This is a genomic window from Streptomyces sp. CAI-85 (genome assembly GCF_013363615.1).
Classification (GTDB): domain Bacteria; phylum Actinomycetota; class Actinomycetes; order Streptomycetales; family Streptomycetaceae; genus Streptomyces; species Streptomyces antibioticus_B.
This window is the reverse complement of the sequence record NZ_JAANNX010000015.1, coordinates 43588-63056: the sequence shown is the minus strand read 5'-3', so window position 1 is coordinate 63056 and position 19469 is coordinate 43588. Positions and strand designations below refer to the sequence as shown.

The following is a 19469-nucleotide window of genomic DNA, read 5'->3' as shown; positions in this document are numbered from 1 at the left end:
GTGTCCGCGGCCGATCTCCCCCGGGGGCCTCCTCCTGCCCCGTCCCGACGAAAACTTGACGCATGTTCATCTTCAAACTCGGGGATACCGGCGGTAACCTTCCGGCCACCCCCGTCGCTAGGAGCAGCCGATGCCACGGCGAACCTCCCCCACCCCTCTCGTCAGACTGAGAACTCCCGGCGGATTCCCGGGGTTCCCCGGGTTCCTGAAGACCGCGTCCGTATGCGCGCTCGTCGCCGCCCTTCTGTCCCCGTTCGCCCCCACCGCCCGCCCGGCGGCCGCGGCCGAACAGGTCACGGCGGCGAACGACCACTGCGGCGGACAGTGCTCCGACATCCTGCCGCCCGGCCAGAACGGCAACGCCACCCTGGCCCAGATCCTGCTCAACCAGATCTTCGGCACCCAGCCCGAGCACGCCGAGGACCAGTTGGGCCCCTACGCCAACCTGGCCAAGGGCTACCCCACCCTCACCAACGCCACGGTCAACACCTTCTTCAACGACGCCTCCTTCGGGGTCCCGGCCGATCAAGTCGCCTCCACCCTCAAGCCCGCCGGCCGCACCGACGTGACGATCGTCCGCGACAAGAAGACCGGTGTGCCGCACATCACCGGCACCACCCGGTACGGCACCGAGTTCGGCGTCGGATACGCGGCGGCCCAGGACCGGCTGTGGCTGATGGACGTCTTCCGCCATGTCGGCCGCGGACAGCTCACCGCGTTCGCGGGCGGCGACCCCTCCAACCAGGGCCTCGAACAGCAGTTCTGGCGCAACGCTCCGTACACCGAGGCAGACCTCCAGGCCCAGATCGACAACGCCGTCGCCACCAACGGCGACCGCGGCCGGCAGGCCCTCGCCGACGCGAACGCCTATCTCGACGGCATCAACGCCTATATCGACGCCTCCGACAGCGGCCGGTACTTCCCCGGTGAATACGTCCTGACCGGACACAAGGACTCAATCACCAACGCGGGCACCATCGAGCACTTCAAGGTCACCGACCTGGTGGCGCTCGGCTCGGTCATCGGCGCCCTCTTCGGCTCCGGAGGCGGCGGCGAGGTCGACAACGCCCTCTCCCTGCTCGCCGCGCAGGAGAAGTACGGCGTCGTGGAGGGCACCGCGCTCTGGGAGGCGTTCCGCGAACGCAACGACCCCGAGGCCGTCCTCACCGTCCACGACGGCCAGAGCTTCCCCTACGCCGGCAAGCCCGCCGACCCGCAGGGCGCGGCCCTCCCCGACCCCGGCTCGGTCGTCAGGGAACCGCTGATCCACGACGCCACCGGCACCGGCGGCCCCCAGGCGGGCGCCGCCTCGGCCGCCGTCAGCTCGGCGAAGCGCGGCATGTCCAACGCCCTCGTGGTCAGCGGCCGTTCCACCGCGAGCGGCCACCCGGTCGCCGTCTTCGGCCCGCAGACCGGCTACTTCGCCCCGCAGCTCCTGATGCTCCAGGAGATCCAGGGCCCCGGCCTCAGCGCCCGCGGCGCCTCCTTCGCCGGCCTGAGCATGTACGTCGAACTGGGCCGAGGCCAGGACTACGCCTGGAGCGCCACCACCTCCGGCCAGGACATCATCGACACCTACGCGGTCGAACTCTGCCAGGACGACTACCACTACCTGTACCGCGGCACCTGCACCGCCATGGAGAAGGTCGAGCAGAAGAACTCCTGGAAGCCGACCACGGCCGACGGCACCGCCGCCGGCTCCTACACCATGCGGGTCTGGCGCACGAAGTACGGCCCCGTCGAGTACCGGGCGACCGTCGGCGGCAAGAAGGTCGCCTACACCACCCTGCGCTCGTCCTTCATGCACGAGGCCGACTCGATCATCGGCTTCCAGATGCTGAACGACCCGGACCACGTCAAGGGCCCGGAGTCCTTCCAGACCGCGGTCCAGCACATCAACTACACCTTCAACTGGTTCTACGCCGACGCCACGCACACCGCGTACTACAACAGCGGCGACAACCCGGTGCGCGCCCCCGGCGTCGACTCCGAGTTCCCGGCCTGGGCGCGGCCCGCGTACGAGTGGCGGGACTGGGTGCCCGCCACCAACACGGCCCGCTACACCCCGCCGTCCGCGCACCCCCACTCCATCGACCAGGACTACTACGTCTCCTGGAACAACAAGCAGGCCCTGGACTACTCGACGGCGTCCTGGGGCGACGGCTCGGTCCACCGCGGCAATCTGCTCGACGACCGGGTGAGGAAGCTGGTCGCGGCCGGCGGGGTCACCCGTGCCTCCCTGGTGAAGGCGATGGCGGAGGCTGCCCTCGCCGACCTGCGCGCCGAGGACGTCCTGCCGGACCTGCTCAAGGTGATCGACAGCTCCCCGGTCACCGACCCCACCGCGGCCGCCGCCGTCGGCAGGCTCCGCACCTGGCTGACGGCGGGCGGCCTGCGCACCGAGACCGCGGCCGGATCGAAGAAGTACGCCGACACCGACGCGATCCGGATCCTGGACGCCTGGTGGCCGCTGCTGGTGAAGGCGGAGTTCGAACCGGGCCTCGGCACCGGCCTGTACACCGCGTTCACCCGCAACCTGCCCGTGGACGAGTCCCCGTCGGCCGCCCACGGCCCGACCGGCGCGCACGCCGGCAGCGCCTTCCAGTTCGGCTGGTGGAGCTATGTCGACAAGGACATCCGGGCCGTGCTCGGTGAACCGGTGCGGGGCGGGCTGACCCGGACGTTCTGCGGCGGCGGCACCCTCACCGGCTGCCGGGACGTCCTGCTCACCACCCTGAAGGAGGCGGCGGGGAAGACCGCGGCCCAGGTCTACCCCGGCGACACGCTGTGCGCGGCGGGCGACCAGTGGTGCGCCGACTCGATCGTCCAGCGCACCCTGGGCGGCATCAAGCACGGCAACATCAGTTGGCAGAACCGGCCCACCTACCAGCAGGTCGTGGAGTTCACTTCCCACAGATGAGCGGCCGCACGGCGGCGGGCCGGGTCAGCGGATCCGGCCCGCCGCCAGCACCAGCCGCGCCAGCTCGGGGTGCACGATGTCACTGTGCGCCCCGGCCGGCGCACCCCCGCGCCGGACCACCGCCGACGCGTCCACGTTCACACACCCCGCCGCGGGCAGCCGCCCGGTCAGCGCCTCGCCGAGCAGGAACCCGCGCGTCCCCGGCACGGCCCGCACCCCGTTGCGCCCGAGCGCGCCCCACTTGGCGCCGAGCAGATCCCCGATCCCGAACTCCGCGGCGGCCCCGCGCGCGTCGCCCGCCATCCGGGACGCCAGCGGATACATCGTGCCCAGCGCCGAGTCGTGCCGGGAGTGGCAGCACACCAGAGGGCCGTCGATCCGGTTCTGCTGCCCCTGCAACACCCCTCCCGCGCGCGGGTCGTGCGGCAGCCGGCCGGCGAACGCGTAGTGCGAGAAGGCCCCTTGCAGCAGGGTCACGGACTTCACCGACCGCACCCCGCGCGGCAGCCCGCGCAGCGCGAACGACACCAGCCGCGCCCCGAAGCTGTGCCCCACCAGATGCACCCGGACCCCGGGCGCCACCCCGGCCAACCGGCCGGCCAGCGGCCCGAGTCCGCGCTCGCCGACCGTCCCGGCCCGCCGTTTCATGGCGTAGTACGTCGCCTGCCGCAGCAGTTCGTGCGCCCCGTCCCACGGGTCGCGCGGCCCGAACCCCCGCCCCTCGCCCCCGGATCGGGACCCGCGCAGCGCCGCCGCGAAGGTCGCGCAGACGTCCGCGGTGGCCCCGGTGAACATCTCCGGCTCGTCCTGCGGCACCCCCTCCGCCACCGTGTCCGCCGCGAACAGCGCCTGCGGCCCCGGCGGCACGACCTCCACCAGCAGCCGCACCAGCCGCCCGAACTCCGCCAACTCACCCTCCTCGGGCGGCCGTTGCTCCAGCATCCGGGCGATCTGCTCGACCAGCACGGCCCGTCCGGGAAACGTCTCGAGGAGCGCGTGCCGGGTTCCCTCGTCCAGCACCGGACCGCCGGCCGCCGTCACGCGTACGGCGGTCCGCGGGAGGTCGGGGATCGGCTCGTCCGCGAACCGCATCGACGGCCACAGCACCCCCACGTACCCCGTCCGGGCGGTGGGCGCGAGACGCGGGAACGGCTCGAAGAAACGGCTGTAGAGCAGGGTGGCGCCGGCCCGGTCGTTGTTCCAGCCGTGCGCGAAGACCACCAGGTCACGGACCCCGCGCTGCCGCACCCCGGCGAGCAGCCGGTCCCGCTGCGCGCCGTCGACGTCGCCGTCCGCGTCGAAGGTCAGCTCCCAGTAGGGGGCCACGCTCATTGCCGGCTGTGCCATGACAGGCTCCCGTCCCCCGGGGCGACGCGCGATCTGGGCGCATCGTCCCGCCGACGAGGGACTTTGGCCATACGTCCCGGCTCATCCGCACCACAGATGTTTCCGTCCGGTCTCACCCGTACAGCAGATACTCCCGCCGCAGCCGCCGGAACGCCCCCAACTCCTCCTGCCAGCCCGCCACCACGTCCTCCACGCCCGCGCCCGCGTCGATCGCGGTGCGCACCCACGCCGAACCGGTGAGCTTGTCGATCCAGCGGTCGGACCGCCAGGCGAAGCCGCTCCACACCCGCCGCGCGGTCACCAGCAGCCCGATCCCGGTGCGCACGGGGTCGAAGGCGTCCCGGTCGTGCACATGGAGCTGCACCCCGCCCACGGTCGTGCCCTGGAACTTCGAGAACACGGGCGCGAAGTACGCCTCCCGGAACCGCACCCCCGGCAGGCCCAGTTCGTTAGCCGCGGCCGCCCAGCGCCCGTCGATCCCCTCGGCGCCCAGCAGTTCGAACGGCCGGGTCGTGCCGCGCCCCTCCGACAGGTTGGTGCCCTCGAAGAGACAGGTCCCCGCGTACACCAGCGCGGTGTCGGGGGTCGGCATGTTCGGGCTCGGCGGCACCCAGGGCAGCCCCGAGGCGTCGAACCAGTCGGTGCGCCGCCATCCGCTCAGCTCCACGGTCTCCAGCTCCACCGACGCGTCCAGGAACTCCCCGGCGAACAGCCGGGCCAGCTCCGCCGCGGTCATCCCGTGCGCCTGCGCGATCGGCCGGCGCCCGACGAACGTCGCGAACTCCGGGTGCAGCACGGGCCCGTGCGCCGCCCGGCCGGTCACCGGATTGGGCCGGTCCAGCACCATGAACCGCGTCCCGGCCAGCCCCGCCGCCTCCAGACAGTCGTACAGCGTCCAGATGTAGGTGTAGAAGCGGGCGCCCACGTCCTGGATGTCGAAGACGACGGTGTCCACGCCGGAGGCGGTGAACACGTCGGCCAGCGCCCGCCCGCTCTTGAGATAGGTGTCGTACACGGGCAGCCCGGTCGCCGGATCGTCGTGCCGGCCCTCGGAGCCGCCCGCCTGCGCGGTGCCCCGGAAACCGTGCTCCGGGCCGAAGACGGCGGCCAGGTTCACCCGGTCGTCGGCGTGCAGCACGTCGACGACGTGCCGGGCGTCGCGGGTGATCCCGGTGGGGTTGGTGACGACGCCGACCCGCCGGCCGCGCAGCCGCCGGTAGCCCTCGGCCGCGAGCCGCTCGAACCCGGTGCGTGTCACGGACCGGTCCCGGCCCGCCGCGACGGCGGGAGCCGCGGAGGAAGCGACGGCGGCGGGCACCGCGGCGCCGGCGGCGAGCAGGGTTCTGCGGGACGGACGCATGACACTCCCACGGGCCGGAGAGGAAGGTGAGGACGGGCGAGGACGGGGCGAGGACGGGTGGACCTCGCGCCCCTTACGGTGCTGCCGTCGCCCTTTCCTCAAACATACCGACCGGTTAGTCTGGCGCGGAGCCGATTCACGTCGTGTCGCGTCGAAGGAGACCGAGGGTGGAAGCCGTGCAGGATGCCGGAGTCGTCGTCACCGGAGCGGGAGGCGGGATCGGGGCCGCGCTGGCCCGCAGGTTCGCCGCCGAGGGCGCGCGCGTGGTCGTCAACGACCTGGACGCCGGACGGGCCCGGGCCGTCGCCGAGGAGATCGGCGGGATCGCGGTCCCCGGCGACGCCTCCACCGTCGTGGAACCCGCCCGCGAGGCGCTCGGCGGCACCGTCGACGTCTACTGCGCCAACGCCGGTGTCGGATCCGGCGGTTCGGAGGTCGCCGCCCCCGAGGTCTGGGCACAGGCGTGGGACGTCAACGTCATGGCCCATGTCCGCGCGGCCCAGGCCCTGCTGCCGGACTGGCTGGAACGCGGCCGCGGCCGGTTCGTCTCCACCGTCTCCGCCGCCGGACTGCTCACCATGATCGGCGCCGCCCCCTACAGCGTCACCAAGCACGGCGCCTACGCCTTCGCCGAGTGGCTGTCGCTGACCTACCGTCACCGGGGCGTCTCCGTGCACGCGATCTGCCCCCAGGGCGTGCGCACCGACATGCTGGCCGCCACCGGCAGCGCGGGCGACCTCGTGCTCAAGCCGACCGCGATCGAGCCGGAGGACGTCGCCGAGGCCCTGTTCAAGGGCATCGCCGAGGACCGCTTCCTGATCCTGCCGCACCCCGAGGTCGCCCGGTACTACCAGCTCCGCGCCACCGACCCCGACCGCTGGCTGACCCAGATGAACCACCTCCAGCGCACCTGGGAAGCCAACGGCTGACCCCCGCGCCCCACCCGGCCGGGGACCTGGAGCGATACCTCGGCCCCCGTCCCGGCCCCGCCGCGGATGCCGGTACGCTCACCGCTTACCGCAAGGTCAGAACCGGCCACGGCCGGCGGGGCGGTACCCACGACACGAAAGGCAGGTGGCGGCAGTGCCCAGGACGACGGACGGCGCGGAGACCCCGGTCCCGCAACGGCTCCTTGCCGCCGCCACCCGGCTCTTCGCCGAGCAGGGCTACGACCGCACCTCGGTGCAGGAGATCGTCGAGGCGGCCGGCGTCACCAAGGGGGCGCTGTACCACTACTTCGGCTCCAAGGACGACCTGCTGCACGAGGTGTACGCGCGCGTGCTGCGCGTCCAGCAGGAGCGCCTGGACGCCTTCGCCAACGCCGACGAGCCGATCGAGAAGCGGCTGCGGGGCGCGGCGGCCGACGTCGTCGTCACCACCATCGAGAACCTCGACGACGCGTCGATCTTCTTCCGCTCCATGCACCATCTGAGCCCCGAGAAGAACAAGCAGGTCCGCGCCGAGCGCCGGCGCTATCACGAACGCTTCCGCGCGCTCGTCGAGGAGGGCCAGGACAGCGGCGTGTTCTCCCGGGCCACCCCGGCCGACCTCGTCGTGGACTACCACTTCGGGTCCGTGCACCATCTGTCGACCTGGTACCGCCCCGACGGTCCGCTGAGCCCCCAGGAGGTCGCCGACCACCTGGCCGACCTGCTGCTGCGCGCCCTGCGTCCGTAACGGCACACACACGCCGGAGGGGCGGCCGCCCGTGGTGGCCGCCCCTCCGCACGTCACCTCACAGGTACCGCTTCAGCTCCCGCCGCGCCAGCGACCGCTGGTGCACCTCGTCGGGGCCGTCGGCGATCATCAGCGTCCGCGCCGACGCGTACAGGTCGGCCAGCGGGAAGTCCTGGCTGACACCGCCCGCCCCGTGCAACTGGATCGCCCGGTCGAGGATGCCCACGACCGCGCGCGGCGTCGCGATCTTGATGGCCTGGATCTCCGTGTGCGCGCCCCGGTTGCCGACCGTGTCCATCATCCAGGCGGTCTTCAGCACCAGCAGCCGCAACTGCTCGACGGTGACCCGCGCGTCCGCGATCCAGTTGTGGACCACGCCCTGCTGGGCCAGCGCCTTGCCGAAGGCGTCCCGCGCCACCGCCCGCCGGCACATCAGCTCGATGGCCCGCTCGGCCATGCCGATCAGCCGCATGCAGTGGTGGATCCGGCCCGGACCCAGCCGCGCCTGAGCGATCGCGAAGCCGCCGCCCTCCTCGCCGATCAGATTGGCCACCGGCACGCGCGCGTGGTCGAAGACCACCTCGGCGTGGCCGCCGTGGGAGTGGTCCTCGTACCCGAAGACCTTCATGGCGCGCTTCACGGTCACACCGGGCGTGTCGCGCGGCACCAGCACCATCGACTGCTGACGCCGCACATCGGCGCCGTCCGGATCGGTCTTGCCCATCACGATGAAGATCGCGCAGTCCGGGTTCATCGCCCCGGAGATGTACCACTTGCGGCCCGTGATGACGTACTCGTCGCCGTCCCGCTCGATGTGCGTGGTGATGTTGGTGGCGTCGGAGGAGGCCACGTCCGGTTCCGTCATGGCGAACGCCGAGCGGATCTCACCGGCGAGCAGCGGCTCCAGCCACTGCTTGCGCTGCGTCTCGTCGCCGAACTGCGCCAGCACCTCCATGTTCCCGGTGTCCGGCGCCGCGCAGTTCAGCGCGGGCGGCGCGAGATGCGGGGAACGGCCGGTGATCTCGGCCAGCGGCGCGTACTGGAGATTGGTGAGACCGGCGCCGTACTCGGAGTCGGGCAGGAAGAGGTTCCACAGGCCCTGCCTGCGCGCCTCCGCCTTCAGCTCCTGCACCACCGCCGGGGTGTCCCAGGGGGAGGCCAGCGCGGCCCGCTGCTCCTCGGCCACCGGCTCGGCCGGATAGACGTACTCGTCCATGAAGGCGAGCAGCCTGCCGCGCAGTTCCTCGGTGCGTGCGTCGAACGCGAAGTCCATGCCGGTCAGCCTTCCTGGAGGGTGGTCAGTCCGTGCTCGATGAAGACGGGGACGAGATCCCCGATGTGGTCGAAGCCGCGCCCGACCGTCTGCCCCAGCGTGTACCGGTAGTGGATGCCCTCCAGGATCACGGCGAGCTTGAACCAGGCGAACGCCGTGTACCAGGAGACGGCGGACACGTCCCGCCCGGAGCGCGCCGCGTACCGCTCGACCAGTTCGGCGGGCGCCGGATGGCCGGGCGCCGAGGCGGTCGTGGAGACGGGGGAGTCCGTCAGCTCCAGCGGCACGCTGTACATCACCAGCAGACCGAGGTCGGTCAGCGGGTCGCCGAGCGTCGACATCTCCCAGTCGAGGATCGCCCGGATCGTGTCGTCCGGGCCGATCAGCACGTTGTCGAGCCGGTAGTCGCCGTGCACCACGGCCGGCGCGGGCGAGCCGGGGAGCGCGCGGCCGAGTGCCGCGTGCAGTTCGTCGATGCCGGCCAGGTCGCGGCTGCGGGAGGCGTCCAGTTGCTTGCCCCAGCGCCGGAGCTGCCGGTCGAGGAAGCCCTCGGGCCGCCCGAAGTCGGCCAGGCCCACCTCGGCGGGGTCCACCGCGTGCAGCTCCACCAGCGTGTCCACCAGCGACAGCACCGCGTCCCGGGTGCGCTCCGGGCCGAGCGGGGCGAGCTGGCCGACGGTCCGGTACGGGGTGCCCTCGACGAACTCCATGACGTAGAACGGCGAACCGATCACGTCCTCGTCCTCGCACAGCAGCACCGGGTTCGGCACCGGCACACTGGTCGGGTGCAGCGCGCTGATCACCCGGTGCTCGCGCCTCATGTCGTGCGCGGTGGCCAGGACGTGCCCGAGCGGGGGACGCCGCACCACCCAGCGGCTCGTGCCGTCGCCGACCTCGTAGGTGAGGTTCGACCGGCCGCCCTCGATCAGCCGACCGGTGAGCGGGCCGCCGACCAGGCCGGGGCGCTCGCGGTCGAGCAGGGCGCGCAGCCGGTCGAGATCGAGACCTGGCGGGTGGTCGGGGCTCATACGGGGCTCCTGTGGACGGGTGAACAAGACCCCACAATGATGCCGACCGGTCGGTATGTAGTCCAGTGGCCGCACCCAACGTGATCCGGGCCACCCTAAGGCGACGGCTCCCCGCGCAGAAGCGCGGGGAGCCGGGAGGCGGTGTTTTCCGGACGTGCGCGGACGGTCAGTGATCGTCCCAGTGGCCGTCGTGCGCCGCGTGCCGGTGTCCGTCGTGCAGATAGTCCACGTGGTCGCCGTGGAGCACGCTCTCGTGCCCGCACCCCTCGCCGTGCGCGTGCTCGTGGCCGGAGTGCGCGACATGCGTGTCCGGCTCGCACTCGTCCCAGTGCCCGCCGTGCTCACGGTGCAGATGCCCGTCGTGGGCGTAGTCGACGTGGTCGCCGTGCGGCACCTCGGTGTGCCCGCAGGACGGGCCGTGGCTGTGCTCGTGGACGGGGTGCTCGTGGTGAAGGGTGGTCATGGCGCTCACCTTCGCGAGGGGTGCGGTACCGAGGGGTGCGGTACGGGGGGATGACGTCGCACAGGGTGCCACGCCAACGGTACATATCGGGGCATCCCGCTTGCGTGGCGTCCGAGTACCCCGGAGGGTCGGAGGCATGAAGGCCATCAGCTACAGCCGGTACGGCGGCCCCGAGGTCCTGGAGTACGGCGACCGGCCCGACCCGAAGCTCGGCCCCGACTCGGTGCTGGTCGAGGTGCGGGCGGCGAGCGTCAACCCGGTCGACCGCAAGGCCCGCGAGGGCTATCTCGACCCGGTCCTGGACGCCGTCTTCCCGGTGATCCCGGGCTGGGACGTGGCGGGCGTCGTCGTCCGTCCCGGCGCGGGCGTCGTGGAGTACGCGGCGGGGGACGAGGTCATCGGCTACGTCCGGGAGGACGTCCTGTCCCGGGGCACCTTCGCCGAGTACGTCGCCGCCCCGGTGCGCACGCTGGCCCGCAAGCCGAGCGCCCTCACCTGGGAGGAGGCGGCCGGACTGCCCCTGACCGGCCTCACCGCCTACCAGGTGCTGCACCGGCTGCTGCGGGTGCGGCGCGGCGACACCGTCCTGGTGCACGCGGCGGCGGGCGGCGTCGGCTCGATCGCCGTCCAGCTCGCCCGCCATCTGGGCGCCCGGGTGATCGGCACGGCCCGTGAGTCCGCCCACGACTTCGTGCGCTCCCTGGGCGGCGAACCGGTGACCTACGGCGAGGGCCTGGCCGAGCGGGTGCGCGGGCTGGCCCCCGAGGGTGTGGACGCCGCCTTCGACACGGTCGGCGGCGAGACCCTGAAGGTCTCCGCCCAGCTTCTCGCCCCGGACGGCCGCCTCGCGTCCATCGCGGACGCGGACGTCGTCTCCTACGGCGGCCACTACTGGTTCGTCCGCCCCGACGCCGAGGACCTCACCCGGCTGGCCGAACTGGCGGAACAGGGCGCGATCCGCGTCCCTGTGGCCGAGACCTTCCCCCTGGAACGCACGGCGGACGCCCACCGGCGCAACGAGGAGGGCGGCACCCTCGGCAAGATCGTGGTGACGGTCGACCGGGAGACGTGAGGTCACCGGGGGCCGGGCGGGGGTCAGGCCACCCGCGCCCCCGCTCAGACCACCAGCGCCGCCGCGCACACCGCCGTCGCCACCGCGCACAGCGCCGCCCCGGCGGCGAGCCGCGCGGACAGCGGCGCCGGGGCCGTGCCCGCGGTCAGGGCGCGGATGCGGTGGTGGGCGAGCAGCAGGAAGGCCAGCCAGAGACCGCAGCACAGGGCGCAGGCCAGGACCCCGGCGGCCGTCGCGCCGCCGTGCAGGGTGGTCTTCACGGCGAGCACCGCCGCGATCGTGCTCGACAGCGTCGTACGCCGCCAGGCCAGCCGGGTCCGCTCCGGCTGGAGCCCCGGATCCCGGTCCCGCACCGGCCCGGCGGTCATCCGGCCCAGCCCAGCAGCACGACGACGACCATCGCCAGGGCCACCACGGCGACGACGATGCTCAGCAGCGCCGGGAACCGCGACGCCGGCAGGTCCTCGCCCCGCCGCATCGCCCGCTCGCAGCGCACCCAGTGGTTCACCGCGCGCAGCGAGCACAGCACACCCGCCGCGAGCAGCGCGAGCGCCAGCCCGACCCGCCAGCCCCAGCGCAGGTCCGGCAGGAACTGGTCCACCGCGAAACCCCCGCCGATCAGCGCGAGGGCGGTCCGCAGCCAGGCCAGGAACGTCCGCTCGTTGGCCAGCGAGAACCGGTAGTCGGGCGTGCTGCCCTCCGCCCGGATCCGGGCGGGCGCGAACCACACCCCGACGTTCCGCACGAACTTGATCACGAGAGCGACCCTACCCGGGGCCCGCGCGGCGGGCCCCTCCGCGTCACCGCAGCCCGGACTCCCCGGGCTGCACGGACTCTCCGGACGCCCGGTACTCCCTGAGCCGCTCATGGGCCGCGAGGCCGTCCGGCACCCACTCCCACTCGGACAGCCGCCGCTCGACCTCCGCGTCCGGCAGGAAGTCGTACCAGGCGACCTCCTCCGCCTGCGGCCGCACCGGCAGCTCGCAGCGCACCTCGTACACCGCCGACCACCAGCTTCCGCGCGCGCCGCCGTCGTAGAGGAACTTGAACAGGAACGCGGGCCGCGGCAGCCCGCTCACCCCCAGCTCCTCCTCGGCCTCCCGCAGCGCCGCGTCGTCGTAGGACTCGCCCGCGCCGACGACCCCGCCCACGAACATGTCGTACAGCGAGGGGAAGACCAGCTTGGTGGGGGTGCGGCGGTGGACGAAGAGGCGGCCCTCGGCGTCCCGGGCCCGGACGAAGACGCACCGGTGGCGCAGGCCCTCGGCGTAGGCCCGCCCGCGCGGGACCTGTCCGACGACCCGGTCGTTCTCGTCGACGATGTCGAGGATCTCGTCAGCAGCGCTCATACGCCCATCCAAGCAGGCGCGGCACGGCCGCCCGGGTCACTGGGTCTGGAGGCTCGGCAGCCGCTCCCGGGGCGCGGCGCCCTTCGGCATCGCCGGATGCAGTCCGAGCAGCACGATCCCGGCGACGATCGCGGCGAGCCCCGCCGCCTCCCAGGCCAGCGCGCCGGTGTCGGTGCGCAGCCGGTCGCCGAGGAAGCCGACGCCGCAGATGATCCCGGCCAGCGGCTGGGCGGCGGTCAGGGCGGGCAGCGACATCCGCAGCGGCGCCGTCTCGAAGGCGCTCTGCACCAGGACCAGCCCGGTCACCCCGAGGGCGAGCACGGCGTACGGCTGCCAGCCGGTGAACAGCTCGGCGAGACCGCCGTCGCTGAACCGCTGCCCGCTGACCCGGGTCAGGGCGTCCTGGACGCCGTAGAGCAGACCGGCGGCGAGGGCCAGCAGGACCGGGCCGGAGCTGAGCCGGGAGCGTTTGGCGTACGTGGTGAGCAGCAGGGCGAGTCCGATCATCACGCCGATGATCAGCCAGTGCCGGAGGGGATCGGTGAGCGCGGTGCCGCCGCGCGGTTCGCCGGCCACGATGAACGTCGTCACCCCGCCCGCGAGCAGGAGCAGCCCCGCCCAGCCCTGCCGGCCGAGCGGCTGTTTCGTCTGGTGCCGCGAGAGGGCGAGGGCGAACAGGAGGTTCGTCGCGAGGAGCGGTTCCACCAGGGAGATCTCGCCCTGGCCCAGCGCTATGGCGCCCAGGGCCATGCCGGCCACCATCAGCGCGATCCCGCCGAGCCAGCGGGGCACCCGCATCAGGTCGATCAGCAGCCGCAGCGACAGGAAGTCGCCGAGCGGTGCCCGCTGGGCCGCGTTCTGCTGGAGGACGAACCCGAACCCCAGGCAGCAGGCGGCGCCGACGGACAGCACGAGAACCAGAACCGACACGCTGCGTACCTCGATCATCCGGTGCGTTCCGGGAGCGGGGGAGCACCCGGAACCGGGCGGTTGACTCGGCCGGTCGCGGCACCCGGTCCGTGCCGGGAGCGACGGGCGACCTACCGCCATGGTGTGGGCTCCGGACGGCCCGCGCCATGGCGTACGCCACATGAAATGTGTCCGCGGTGCCTCCCCGGGGTACCTCACCAGCGGCGGGGTGCCGTCAACTTCTTTGGTGACACGCTTAGTTGACACCTGTCAGGGCGCGGCCTCACTTGACGCGGACGTTGGCTGGGGATTTGCTGTGCGTGATCGGCCGATCGCGGGCCGATGATCAGAACAGTCACCGAGGAGGATGAGGAAGTCCCGCGGTGCCCCTACCCCCGCTCTCCCACGGCCCGGGCGGCGACGACCGCGCCTGTGACGGCGCGGCCCGCCCCGGACCGGACCCGGCCCTCGACGACGCCGAGGTCGCTGCCGCCCGCGCCGCCCTGGCCCAGGGCCGCCGCCAGGCCGCCCGTGCCCTGCTCCTGCGCACCGGCGACGACTGGGACCGCCGCGCCCACCGGATCACCGTCCTCGCCCACGAGCCGTACGCCGCCGCCTGGGCCCACGACTGGCTGCTCGCCGATCCCGGCACGGCCGACGCCGCCGTCCTGTACGCCCTCGCCCAGGTCCGGCGTGCCCTGCTCGGCAAGGAGGACCGCGACCTCGCCCGCGAGGCGTGCCGGTCGGCCGCCGCGCTCGCGCCCGCCGACCCCACCCCCTGGCTCGGCCTGCTGATGCTGGAGCCGGACGCCGGCCCGGAGGCCGTACGGATCTTCGAGGAGGTGCGGGCCCGGCACCGCGACCATCACCACGCGCACCATCTGATGGTCGCCCGGCTCGCCGAGCGCCGTGCCGGCACCGGCCCCGACCCGCTCCACGAGGTGTACGACTTCGCCGCCTGGGCCGCCGAGCAGGCCCCCGCGGACTCGCCCCTCGCCATCCTCCCGGTCGTCGCGCACGCCGAGCGCTACCGCGTGCTGGCCGCCGGCGGCTTCGTCCCGTGCGACCCGGTGGCCTCCGCGCACTGGCGCGGCAGCCGGGCCCGGGACGTGATGAAGGCCGCCTTCGACTGGCTGCTGGAGTGGGAGCACGACGGCCATCCCCGCCGTCTCGTCGACCTGAACCACCTCGCCCACGCCAAGGTCTGCGAGGGCCGGGGCGCCGAGGCGGCCGCCCTGTTCCGGCACATCGGACCGCACGTCACACCGGAGCCGTGGTCCTACCCGGACCGCGACCCGCACGACGCCTTCCGGGCGGCACGGGCCGACGCCCTCGGCCTCCCCGGCCGGCCGGACGAGGCGTGAGAAGTGATGACGGAAGTCTGACGGCGGCCCGCGATCCCTGGCCCCGCCCGCCCCCGGAGTGCTCGAATGGACAGGTGAATCCCGAACCACCGGACGGACCACCGGAGGAGGGGCGCGGCACCCCCGTCGGCCGCCGGGTCTTCCTCGGCACCCTCGCCCTCGGCGCCCTGGGCGTCGTCGCCGCGCCGCCGCTCCAGCGCGGTCTGGAGAGCTTCCTGGGCGCCGCCGCCGACAAGGACCCCACCGGCCTGACCGGACTGCTGCCCAATGGCGGCGGCTTCCGCTACTACTCGGTGGCCTCCTCCGTGCCGCACCGCGACGCCACGGACTACCGCCTCACCGTCGACGGCCTGGTCGACCGCCCCGCCACACACACCCTCGCCGACCTCAGGGCCCTGCCCCAGACCCGGATGGTCAGGGACGTCCAGTGCGTCACCGGCTGGCGGGTCCCCGACACCGCCTTCGAAGGCGTCCGGCTGTCCGTCCTGCTGGACGCGGCCGGGGTGCGGCCAGGGGCCGGCGCCGTCCGCTTCACCTGCTTCGACGGCACCTACAGCGAGAGCCTCACCCTCGGCCAGGCCCGCCGCGCCGACGTCCTGGTCGCCCTGCGCATGCAGGACAAGGACCTGGGCCACGACCACGGCGGCCCGGTCCGCCTCTACGTGGCCCCCATGTACTTCTACAAGTCCGCCAAGTGGCTCTCCGGCATCACCGTCACCGAGAAGGTGCGCCCCGGCTACTGGGAGGAGCGCGGCTACGACGTCGACGCCTGGGTCGGCCGGTCGAACGGACGGGACGATGAGCCTACGGACTGAGGCGTCGCCGACGGCCCGGATCCCCCGCTTCACCCGCGCCGAACGCTGGATCCACCGCACCACCGCCCTGCTCATGGGCGTCTGCGTGGTGACCGCGGCCGCGCTCTACGTCCCGGAGTTCGCGCAGCTCGTCGGCCGCCGTGCGCTGGTGGTACGGGTGCACGAGTGGGCCGGTCTCGCCCTGCCGGTGCCCGTCCTCGCGGGCCTGGCCTCCCGCGCCTTCCGCGGCGACCTCGGCCGGCTGAACCGCTTCGGCCCGCACGACCGGCGCTGGCTGCGCGCCGCCCTGCGCCGGGACCGGAGGCGCGCGGAACGCCCGGCGGGCAAGTTCAACGCCGGGCAGAAGATCTACGCGGCCTGGATCGCCGGGGCGACGCTGGTGATGCTCGGCACCGGGCTGCTCATGTGGTTCACCCACCTCACCCCGGTGCAGTGGCGCACCAGCGCGACGTTCGTCCACGACTGGCTGGCCCTGACGATCGGGATCGTGCTCGCCGGCCACATCGGCATGGCCCTCGGCGACCCGGAGGCGCGGCGCGGCATGCGGACCGGGGCGGTGAGCCGGGAGTGGGCGGAGCGGGAACACCCGCTGTGGCGGGACTGAACCGGCCGCGCCCACTCCCGGTGGTGGTCCGCCGCTACAGGATCAGCGACAGCAGCAGGACGAATCCGCCCGCGACCACGGAGATGATCGTCTCCATCACCGACCAGGTCTTGACGTTCTGGCCGACGGTGAGCCCGAAGTACTCCTTGACCAGCCAGAACCCGGCGTCGTTGACATGGCTGAAGAAGAGCGAGCCGGCGCCGATGGCGAGGACCAGCAGGGCGGTGTGGGTCGTGGACATGTCGGCCGCGAGCGGGGCGACCAGACCGGCCGCCGAGATCGTCGCCACCGTCGCCGAACCGGTCGCCAGCCGTATCGCCACCGCGATCAGCCAGGCCAGCAGCAGCGCCGGGATCGACCAGTTCTCGGAGATCTCCAGGACCATCCGGCCCACGCCGGAGTCGATCAGCGTCTGCTTGAAGCCGCCGCCCGCGCCGACGATCAGCAGGATGCCCGCGATGGGCGCGAGCCCCTTCTCCACGACCTGCGCGACCCGCTCCTTGGAGAAGCCGGCGGGCCGGCCCAGCGTGAAGATGCCGAGGAGCACGGCGGCGAGCAGGGCGATCATCGGGGAGCCGACGACGTCGAAGACACGCTGCACGGTGTGCGTGGGGTCGTCCACGACGATGTCGACCAGGGCCTTGGCCAGCATCAGCACGACGGGCAGCAGGATGGTGACCAGGGTGGCGCCGAAGCCGGGCCGCTTGTCCAGGTCCTCGGAGGGGCGCTGCGGGATCATCCGGTCCGGGGCGGGGACGTCGACCCAGCGGGCGGCGGTGCGGGAGAACAGCGGGCCCGCGATGACGACCGTCGGGATCGCGACGAGCACACCGAGCGCCAGGGTGACGCCGAGGTTGGCGCCGACCGCGTCGATCGCGACCAGCGGACCGGGGTGCGGCGGCACCAGGCCGTGCATCACGGACAGTCCGGCCAGCGCCGGGATGCCGATGCGCATGAGCGAGTAGTTGCCGCGCCGGGCGACCATCAGCACGACGGGGATCAGCAGCACCACGCCGACCTCGAAGAACAGCGGCAGACCGATCACCGAGGCGATCAGCACCATCGCCCACGGCATCGAACGGCCGCCGGCCTTGGCGAGGATCGTGTCGACGATCTGGTCGGCGCCGCCGGAGTCGGTGAGCATCCGGCCGAGGATCGCGCCCAGCGCGATCAGCACGCCCACACTGGCGACCGTGGCGCCGAGTCCGGTGGTGAAACTGAGGATGACCTTGTCCAGCGGTGCCCCGGCGAACGCGCCGAGCGCGAGCGAGCCGATGGTCAGCGCCAGGAAGGCGTGCAGCTTGAACTTGGTGATGAGCAGGACGATGACGGCGATGCCCGCCACAACGGCGAGGCCGAGCTGAGCGTGGCCGGCCGAGGTGATCGGCTCGACGGTGTCCGCTGCCAGCATCTCGACGCTGAGTCTGGTCACGGGGATTCCCTTGCGATACGGGGGACGGGGGAGGGCGTGGGGGGTTACCCGACGGGTTCGGGTTCGGGGAGATCGCCGAGCGCGCCCGCGGCACGGGCGGTGATCTCCTCCGGGCCGCCGGTGACATCGACGGTGACGCCCGCCTCGTCCGCCGTGAGCGGTTCGAGGGTGGCGAACTGGGAGTCCAGGAGAGCGGTCGGCATGAAGTGACCCCGACGGTGCCCCATCCGGTCCTCGATCAGCTCCCGGGAGCCACTGAGGTGCAGAAAGACCAGTCCGGGGGCGGCGGCCCTGAGCCGGTCGCGGTACGACCGCTTCAGCGCCGAGCAACTGACCACCCCGCCGAGCCCGGTCCGCTCCTGCGCCCAGCCGCCGATGGCGTCCAGCCACGGCAGCCGGTCCGCGTCGTCGAGCGGGGTGCCCGCCGACATCTTGGCGATGTTGGCCGGCGGGTGGAACTCGTCGCCCTCGGCGTAGGGGACGCCGAGCCGGGCGGCGAGCAGCGGACCGACCGTGGTCTTGCCCGTTCCGGCGACGCCCATCACGACGACGACGTGGGGGGTGTGCATCACTGCCTCGCTGTCCTGTCGACACCTGATGTCGACGCCACTGAAACGCATTAGGTACGACTATTCAAGAGTGTGTGACATATAAGTCTGACTTTTTAGCGGGGTGACGCACCCCGTACTCTGAGTGCATGACCACTCCGGGCCGAGGTCTGCACGGCCATGTACTGGAAGCACTCGGCCCCGCCATCACCGCCGGTGAGTACCCGCCGGGCAGTGTGCTGCGCACCGACGAACTGGCCCAGCGCTTCGAGGTCTCCCGCTCCGTGATGCGCGAGGCGGTCCGCGTCCTGGAGTCCATGCACCTGGTCGAGTCGCGCCGCCGGGTCGGCGTCACCGTCCGCCCCAAGGCCGAGTGGAACGTCTACGACCCCCAGGTCATCCGCTGGCGGCTGGCCGGCGCCGACCGCCCGCACCAACTGCGCTCGCTCACCGTGCTGCGCTCCGCGATCGAACCGGTCGCCGCGGGTCTGGCCGCACGCCACGCCACGGCGGCCCAGTGCGCCGAGCTGACCGAATGCGCGCTCGGCATGGTCGCCCACTCACGCGGCCACCAGTTGGAGGGCTACCTCCTGCACGACGTGGCCTTCCACCGGGTGATCCTCACCGCCTCGGGCAACGAGATGTTCGCCCGCCTCGGGGACGTGGTCGCCGAGGTCCTCACCGGCCGCACCCATCACGAGGTCATGTTCGAGGACCCCGACCCGGCCGCCGTCACCCTCCATGTCGACCTCGCCGAGGCCGTCCGCGAGGGCGACCCGGCCCGCGCCGAGGCCCTGACCCGCGAGATCACCGCCGGCGCCCTCCAGGAACTGGACATCCTGGCCCCCTGAGCCGGCCCTACCGGTGCTCCCCGTCCACGTACACCCACGCCCCGTCCACCCGCTCGAACCGGCTGACCTCGTGCAGCGCGCCGCCCCGGTAGGACGCCCGGAACTCCACCGTGCCGTTCGCGTGGAAGGCCGTCCCGCCGTCCACCGCGAGCACCTCAAGGCCGGTCCACCGCATCCCGGGATCCAGCTCCAGCCCCTCCGGCCGGGTCCGCGGATGCCAGGTCCGCACCAGATACCCGGCGTCCCCCTTCACGAACGCGCAGTACCGCGACCGCATCAACGCCTCGGCCGTGGGAGCGGCGCCCCCGGAGTGATACCGCCCGCAGCAGTCGTCGTAAGCCTGCGGGAGACCACAGGGGCAGGCGCCCCCGGCCTTCGGCGCGGCGGAGGAGACGGAGGAGGAGGCGGGGCGGCGGGTACGTCGTGACATGCCCACATTGTGCCGAGAGCCGCCCGA

20 protein-coding genes are annotated in these 19469 nt (G+C 72.9%); 8 read left to right on the top strand and 12 right to left on the bottom strand.

The genetic code is table 11. The features are described 5' to 3' along the window. The first annotated feature begins 130 nt into the window (after nucleotides 1-130). The gene (locus tag G6W55_RS19045) at nucleotides 131-2920 is read left to right on the top strand and encodes a penicillin acylase family protein (RefSeq protein WP_175522053.1); all 2790 of its coding nucleotides are present in this window, start codon (nucleotides 131-133) and stop codon (nucleotides 2918-2920) included. Nucleotides 2921-2944: 24 nt separating this feature from the next. Here G6W55_RS19045 and G6W55_RS19040 read toward each other — a convergent pair whose 3' ends face one another. Continuing rightward, a complete protein-coding gene (locus G6W55_RS19040) occupies nucleotides 2945-4267 on the bottom strand; it encodes a serine-threonine protein kinase (RefSeq protein ID WP_175522052.1) in 1323 nt (440 codons plus the stop codon). 112 nt (nucleotides 4268-4379) lie between these two features. Next, nucleotides 4380-5627 carry a DUF1343 domain-containing protein gene (locus G6W55_RS19035; protein ID WP_175522051.1) on the bottom strand — a complete coding sequence of 416 codons (1248 nt, stop codon included), beginning with the start codon at nucleotides 5625-5627 and terminating at the stop codon, nucleotides 4380-4382. A 167-nt stretch (nucleotides 5628-5794) separates the two neighbouring features. Here G6W55_RS19035 and G6W55_RS19030 point away from each other — a divergent pair, with 167 nt between their 5' ends. Continuing rightward, nucleotides 5795-6556: an SDR family oxidoreductase gene (locus G6W55_RS19030; protein WP_175522050.1), complete on the top strand. Its 762-nt coding sequence runs from the start codon at nucleotides 5795-5797 to the stop codon at nucleotides 6554-6556. Between the two features lie 154 nt (nucleotides 6557-6710). After that, the gene (locus G6W55_RS19025; protein ID WP_175522049.1) at nucleotides 6711-7304 is read left to right on the top strand and encodes a TetR/AcrR family transcriptional regulator; all 594 of its coding nucleotides are present in this window, start codon (nucleotides 6711-6713) and stop codon (nucleotides 7302-7304) included. A 58-nt stretch (nucleotides 7305-7362) separates the two neighbouring features. On the opposite strand, the gene G6W55_RS19020 is transcribed toward G6W55_RS19025, so the two are convergent. The 3 genes from G6W55_RS19020 to G6W55_RS19010 form a co-directional block, all read right to left on the bottom strand. Beyond that, nucleotides 7363-8577: an acyl-CoA dehydrogenase family protein gene (locus G6W55_RS19020; RefSeq protein ID WP_175522048.1), complete on the bottom strand. Its 1215-nt coding sequence runs from the start codon at nucleotides 8575-8577 to the stop codon at nucleotides 7363-7365. 5 nt (nucleotides 8578-8582) lie between these two features. Next, nucleotides 8583-9605, bottom strand: coding sequence for a phosphotransferase family protein (locus G6W55_RS19015; protein ID WP_175522047.1), 1023 nt, complete (start codon nucleotides 9603-9605; stop codon nucleotides 8583-8585). Between the two features lie 166 nt (nucleotides 9606-9771). Beyond that, nucleotides 9772-10068: a hypothetical protein gene (locus tag G6W55_RS19010; protein ID WP_175522046.1), complete on the bottom strand. Its 297-nt coding sequence runs from the start codon at nucleotides 10066-10068 to the stop codon at nucleotides 9772-9774. Nucleotides 10069-10204: 136 nt separating this feature from the next. Here G6W55_RS19010 and G6W55_RS19005 point away from each other — a divergent pair, with 136 nt between their 5' ends. Continuing rightward, the gene (locus tag G6W55_RS19005) at nucleotides 10205-11140 is read left to right on the top strand and encodes an NADP-dependent oxidoreductase (RefSeq protein ID WP_175522045.1); all 936 of its coding nucleotides are present in this window, start codon (nucleotides 10205-10207) and stop codon (nucleotides 11138-11140) included. A gap of 44 nt (nucleotides 11141-11184) precedes the next feature. Here G6W55_RS19005 and G6W55_RS19000 read toward each other — a convergent pair whose 3' ends face one another. Genes G6W55_RS19000 through G6W55_RS18985 form a run of 4 tightly spaced genes read right to left on the bottom strand, consistent with a single transcriptional unit; the run spans nucleotide 11185 to nucleotide 13419 of the window. Continuing rightward, nucleotides 11185-11508, bottom strand: a complete 324-nt coding sequence (locus G6W55_RS19000; RefSeq protein ID WP_175522044.1) for a DUF202 domain-containing protein — start codon at nucleotides 11506-11508, stop codon at nucleotides 11185-11187. Then, nucleotides 11505-11897, bottom strand: coding sequence for a DUF202 domain-containing protein (locus G6W55_RS18995; protein ID WP_030797395.1), 393 nt, complete (start codon nucleotides 11895-11897; stop codon nucleotides 11505-11507). Before G6W55_RS18995 ends, G6W55_RS19000 begins: the two co-directional genes overlap by 4 nt. Before the next feature lie 43 nt (nucleotides 11898-11940). After that, nucleotides 11941-12489 carry an NUDIX hydrolase gene (locus G6W55_RS18990; protein WP_175522043.1) on the bottom strand — a complete coding sequence of 183 codons (549 nt, stop codon included), beginning with the start codon at nucleotides 12487-12489 and terminating at the stop codon, nucleotides 11941-11943. 36 nt (nucleotides 12490-12525) lie between these two features. Next, nucleotides 12526-13419 carry a DMT family transporter gene (locus tag G6W55_RS18985; protein ID WP_175522042.1) on the bottom strand — a complete coding sequence of 298 codons (894 nt, stop codon included), beginning with the start codon at nucleotides 13417-13419 and terminating at the stop codon, nucleotides 12526-12528. Between the two features lie 362 nt (nucleotides 13420-13781). Between G6W55_RS18985 and G6W55_RS18980 the strand changes: the two genes are divergently transcribed. The 3 genes from G6W55_RS18980 (at nucleotide 13782) to G6W55_RS18970 (ending at nucleotide 16181) form a co-directional block, all read left to right on the top strand. After that, complete coding sequence (locus tag G6W55_RS18980; RefSeq protein ID WP_175522041.1) at nucleotides 13782-14762, top strand: hypothetical protein; 981 nt, start codon at nucleotides 13782-13784, stop codon at nucleotides 14760-14762. Between the two features lie 74 nt (nucleotides 14763-14836). Further along, nucleotides 14837-15577: a molybdopterin-dependent oxidoreductase gene (locus G6W55_RS18975; RefSeq protein WP_175522040.1), complete on the top strand. Its 741-nt coding sequence runs from the start codon at nucleotides 14837-14839 to the stop codon at nucleotides 15575-15577. After that, nucleotides 15561-16181 (top strand): cytochrome b/b6 domain-containing protein, encoded by a 621-nt coding sequence (locus tag G6W55_RS18970; protein WP_175522039.1) that lies wholly within the window; start codon nucleotides 15561-15563, stop codon nucleotides 16179-16181. Before G6W55_RS18975 ends, G6W55_RS18970 begins: the two co-directional genes overlap by 17 nt. A 34-nt stretch (nucleotides 16182-16215) precedes the next feature. On the opposite strand, the gene G6W55_RS18965 is transcribed toward G6W55_RS18970, so the two are convergent. Together G6W55_RS18965 and G6W55_RS18960 are read right to left on the bottom strand one after the other, a co-directional pair. Continuing rightward, nucleotides 16216-17613, bottom strand: coding sequence for a gluconate:H+ symporter (locus tag G6W55_RS18965; protein ID WP_175522038.1), 1398 nt, complete (start codon nucleotides 17611-17613; stop codon nucleotides 16216-16218). Between the two features lie 44 nt (nucleotides 17614-17657). Then, nucleotides 17658-18182: a gluconokinase gene (locus G6W55_RS18960; protein ID WP_175522037.1), complete on the bottom strand. Its 525-nt coding sequence runs from the start codon at nucleotides 18180-18182 to the stop codon at nucleotides 17658-17660. Between the two features lie 128 nt (nucleotides 18183-18310). Between G6W55_RS18960 and G6W55_RS18955 the strand changes: the two genes are divergently transcribed. Then, nucleotides 18311-19012, top strand: coding sequence for a FadR/GntR family transcriptional regulator (locus tag G6W55_RS18955; RefSeq protein WP_085208240.1), 702 nt, complete (start codon nucleotides 18311-18313; stop codon nucleotides 19010-19012). Nucleotides 19013-19019: 7 nt separating this feature from the next. On the opposite strand, the gene G6W55_RS18950 is transcribed toward G6W55_RS18955, so the two are convergent. After that, nucleotides 19020-19442 carry a YchJ family protein gene (locus tag G6W55_RS18950; protein ID WP_175522036.1) on the bottom strand — a complete coding sequence of 141 codons (423 nt, stop codon included), beginning with the start codon at nucleotides 19440-19442 and terminating at the stop codon, nucleotides 19020-19022. Between the last annotated feature and the right edge of the window lie 27 nt (nucleotides 19443-19469).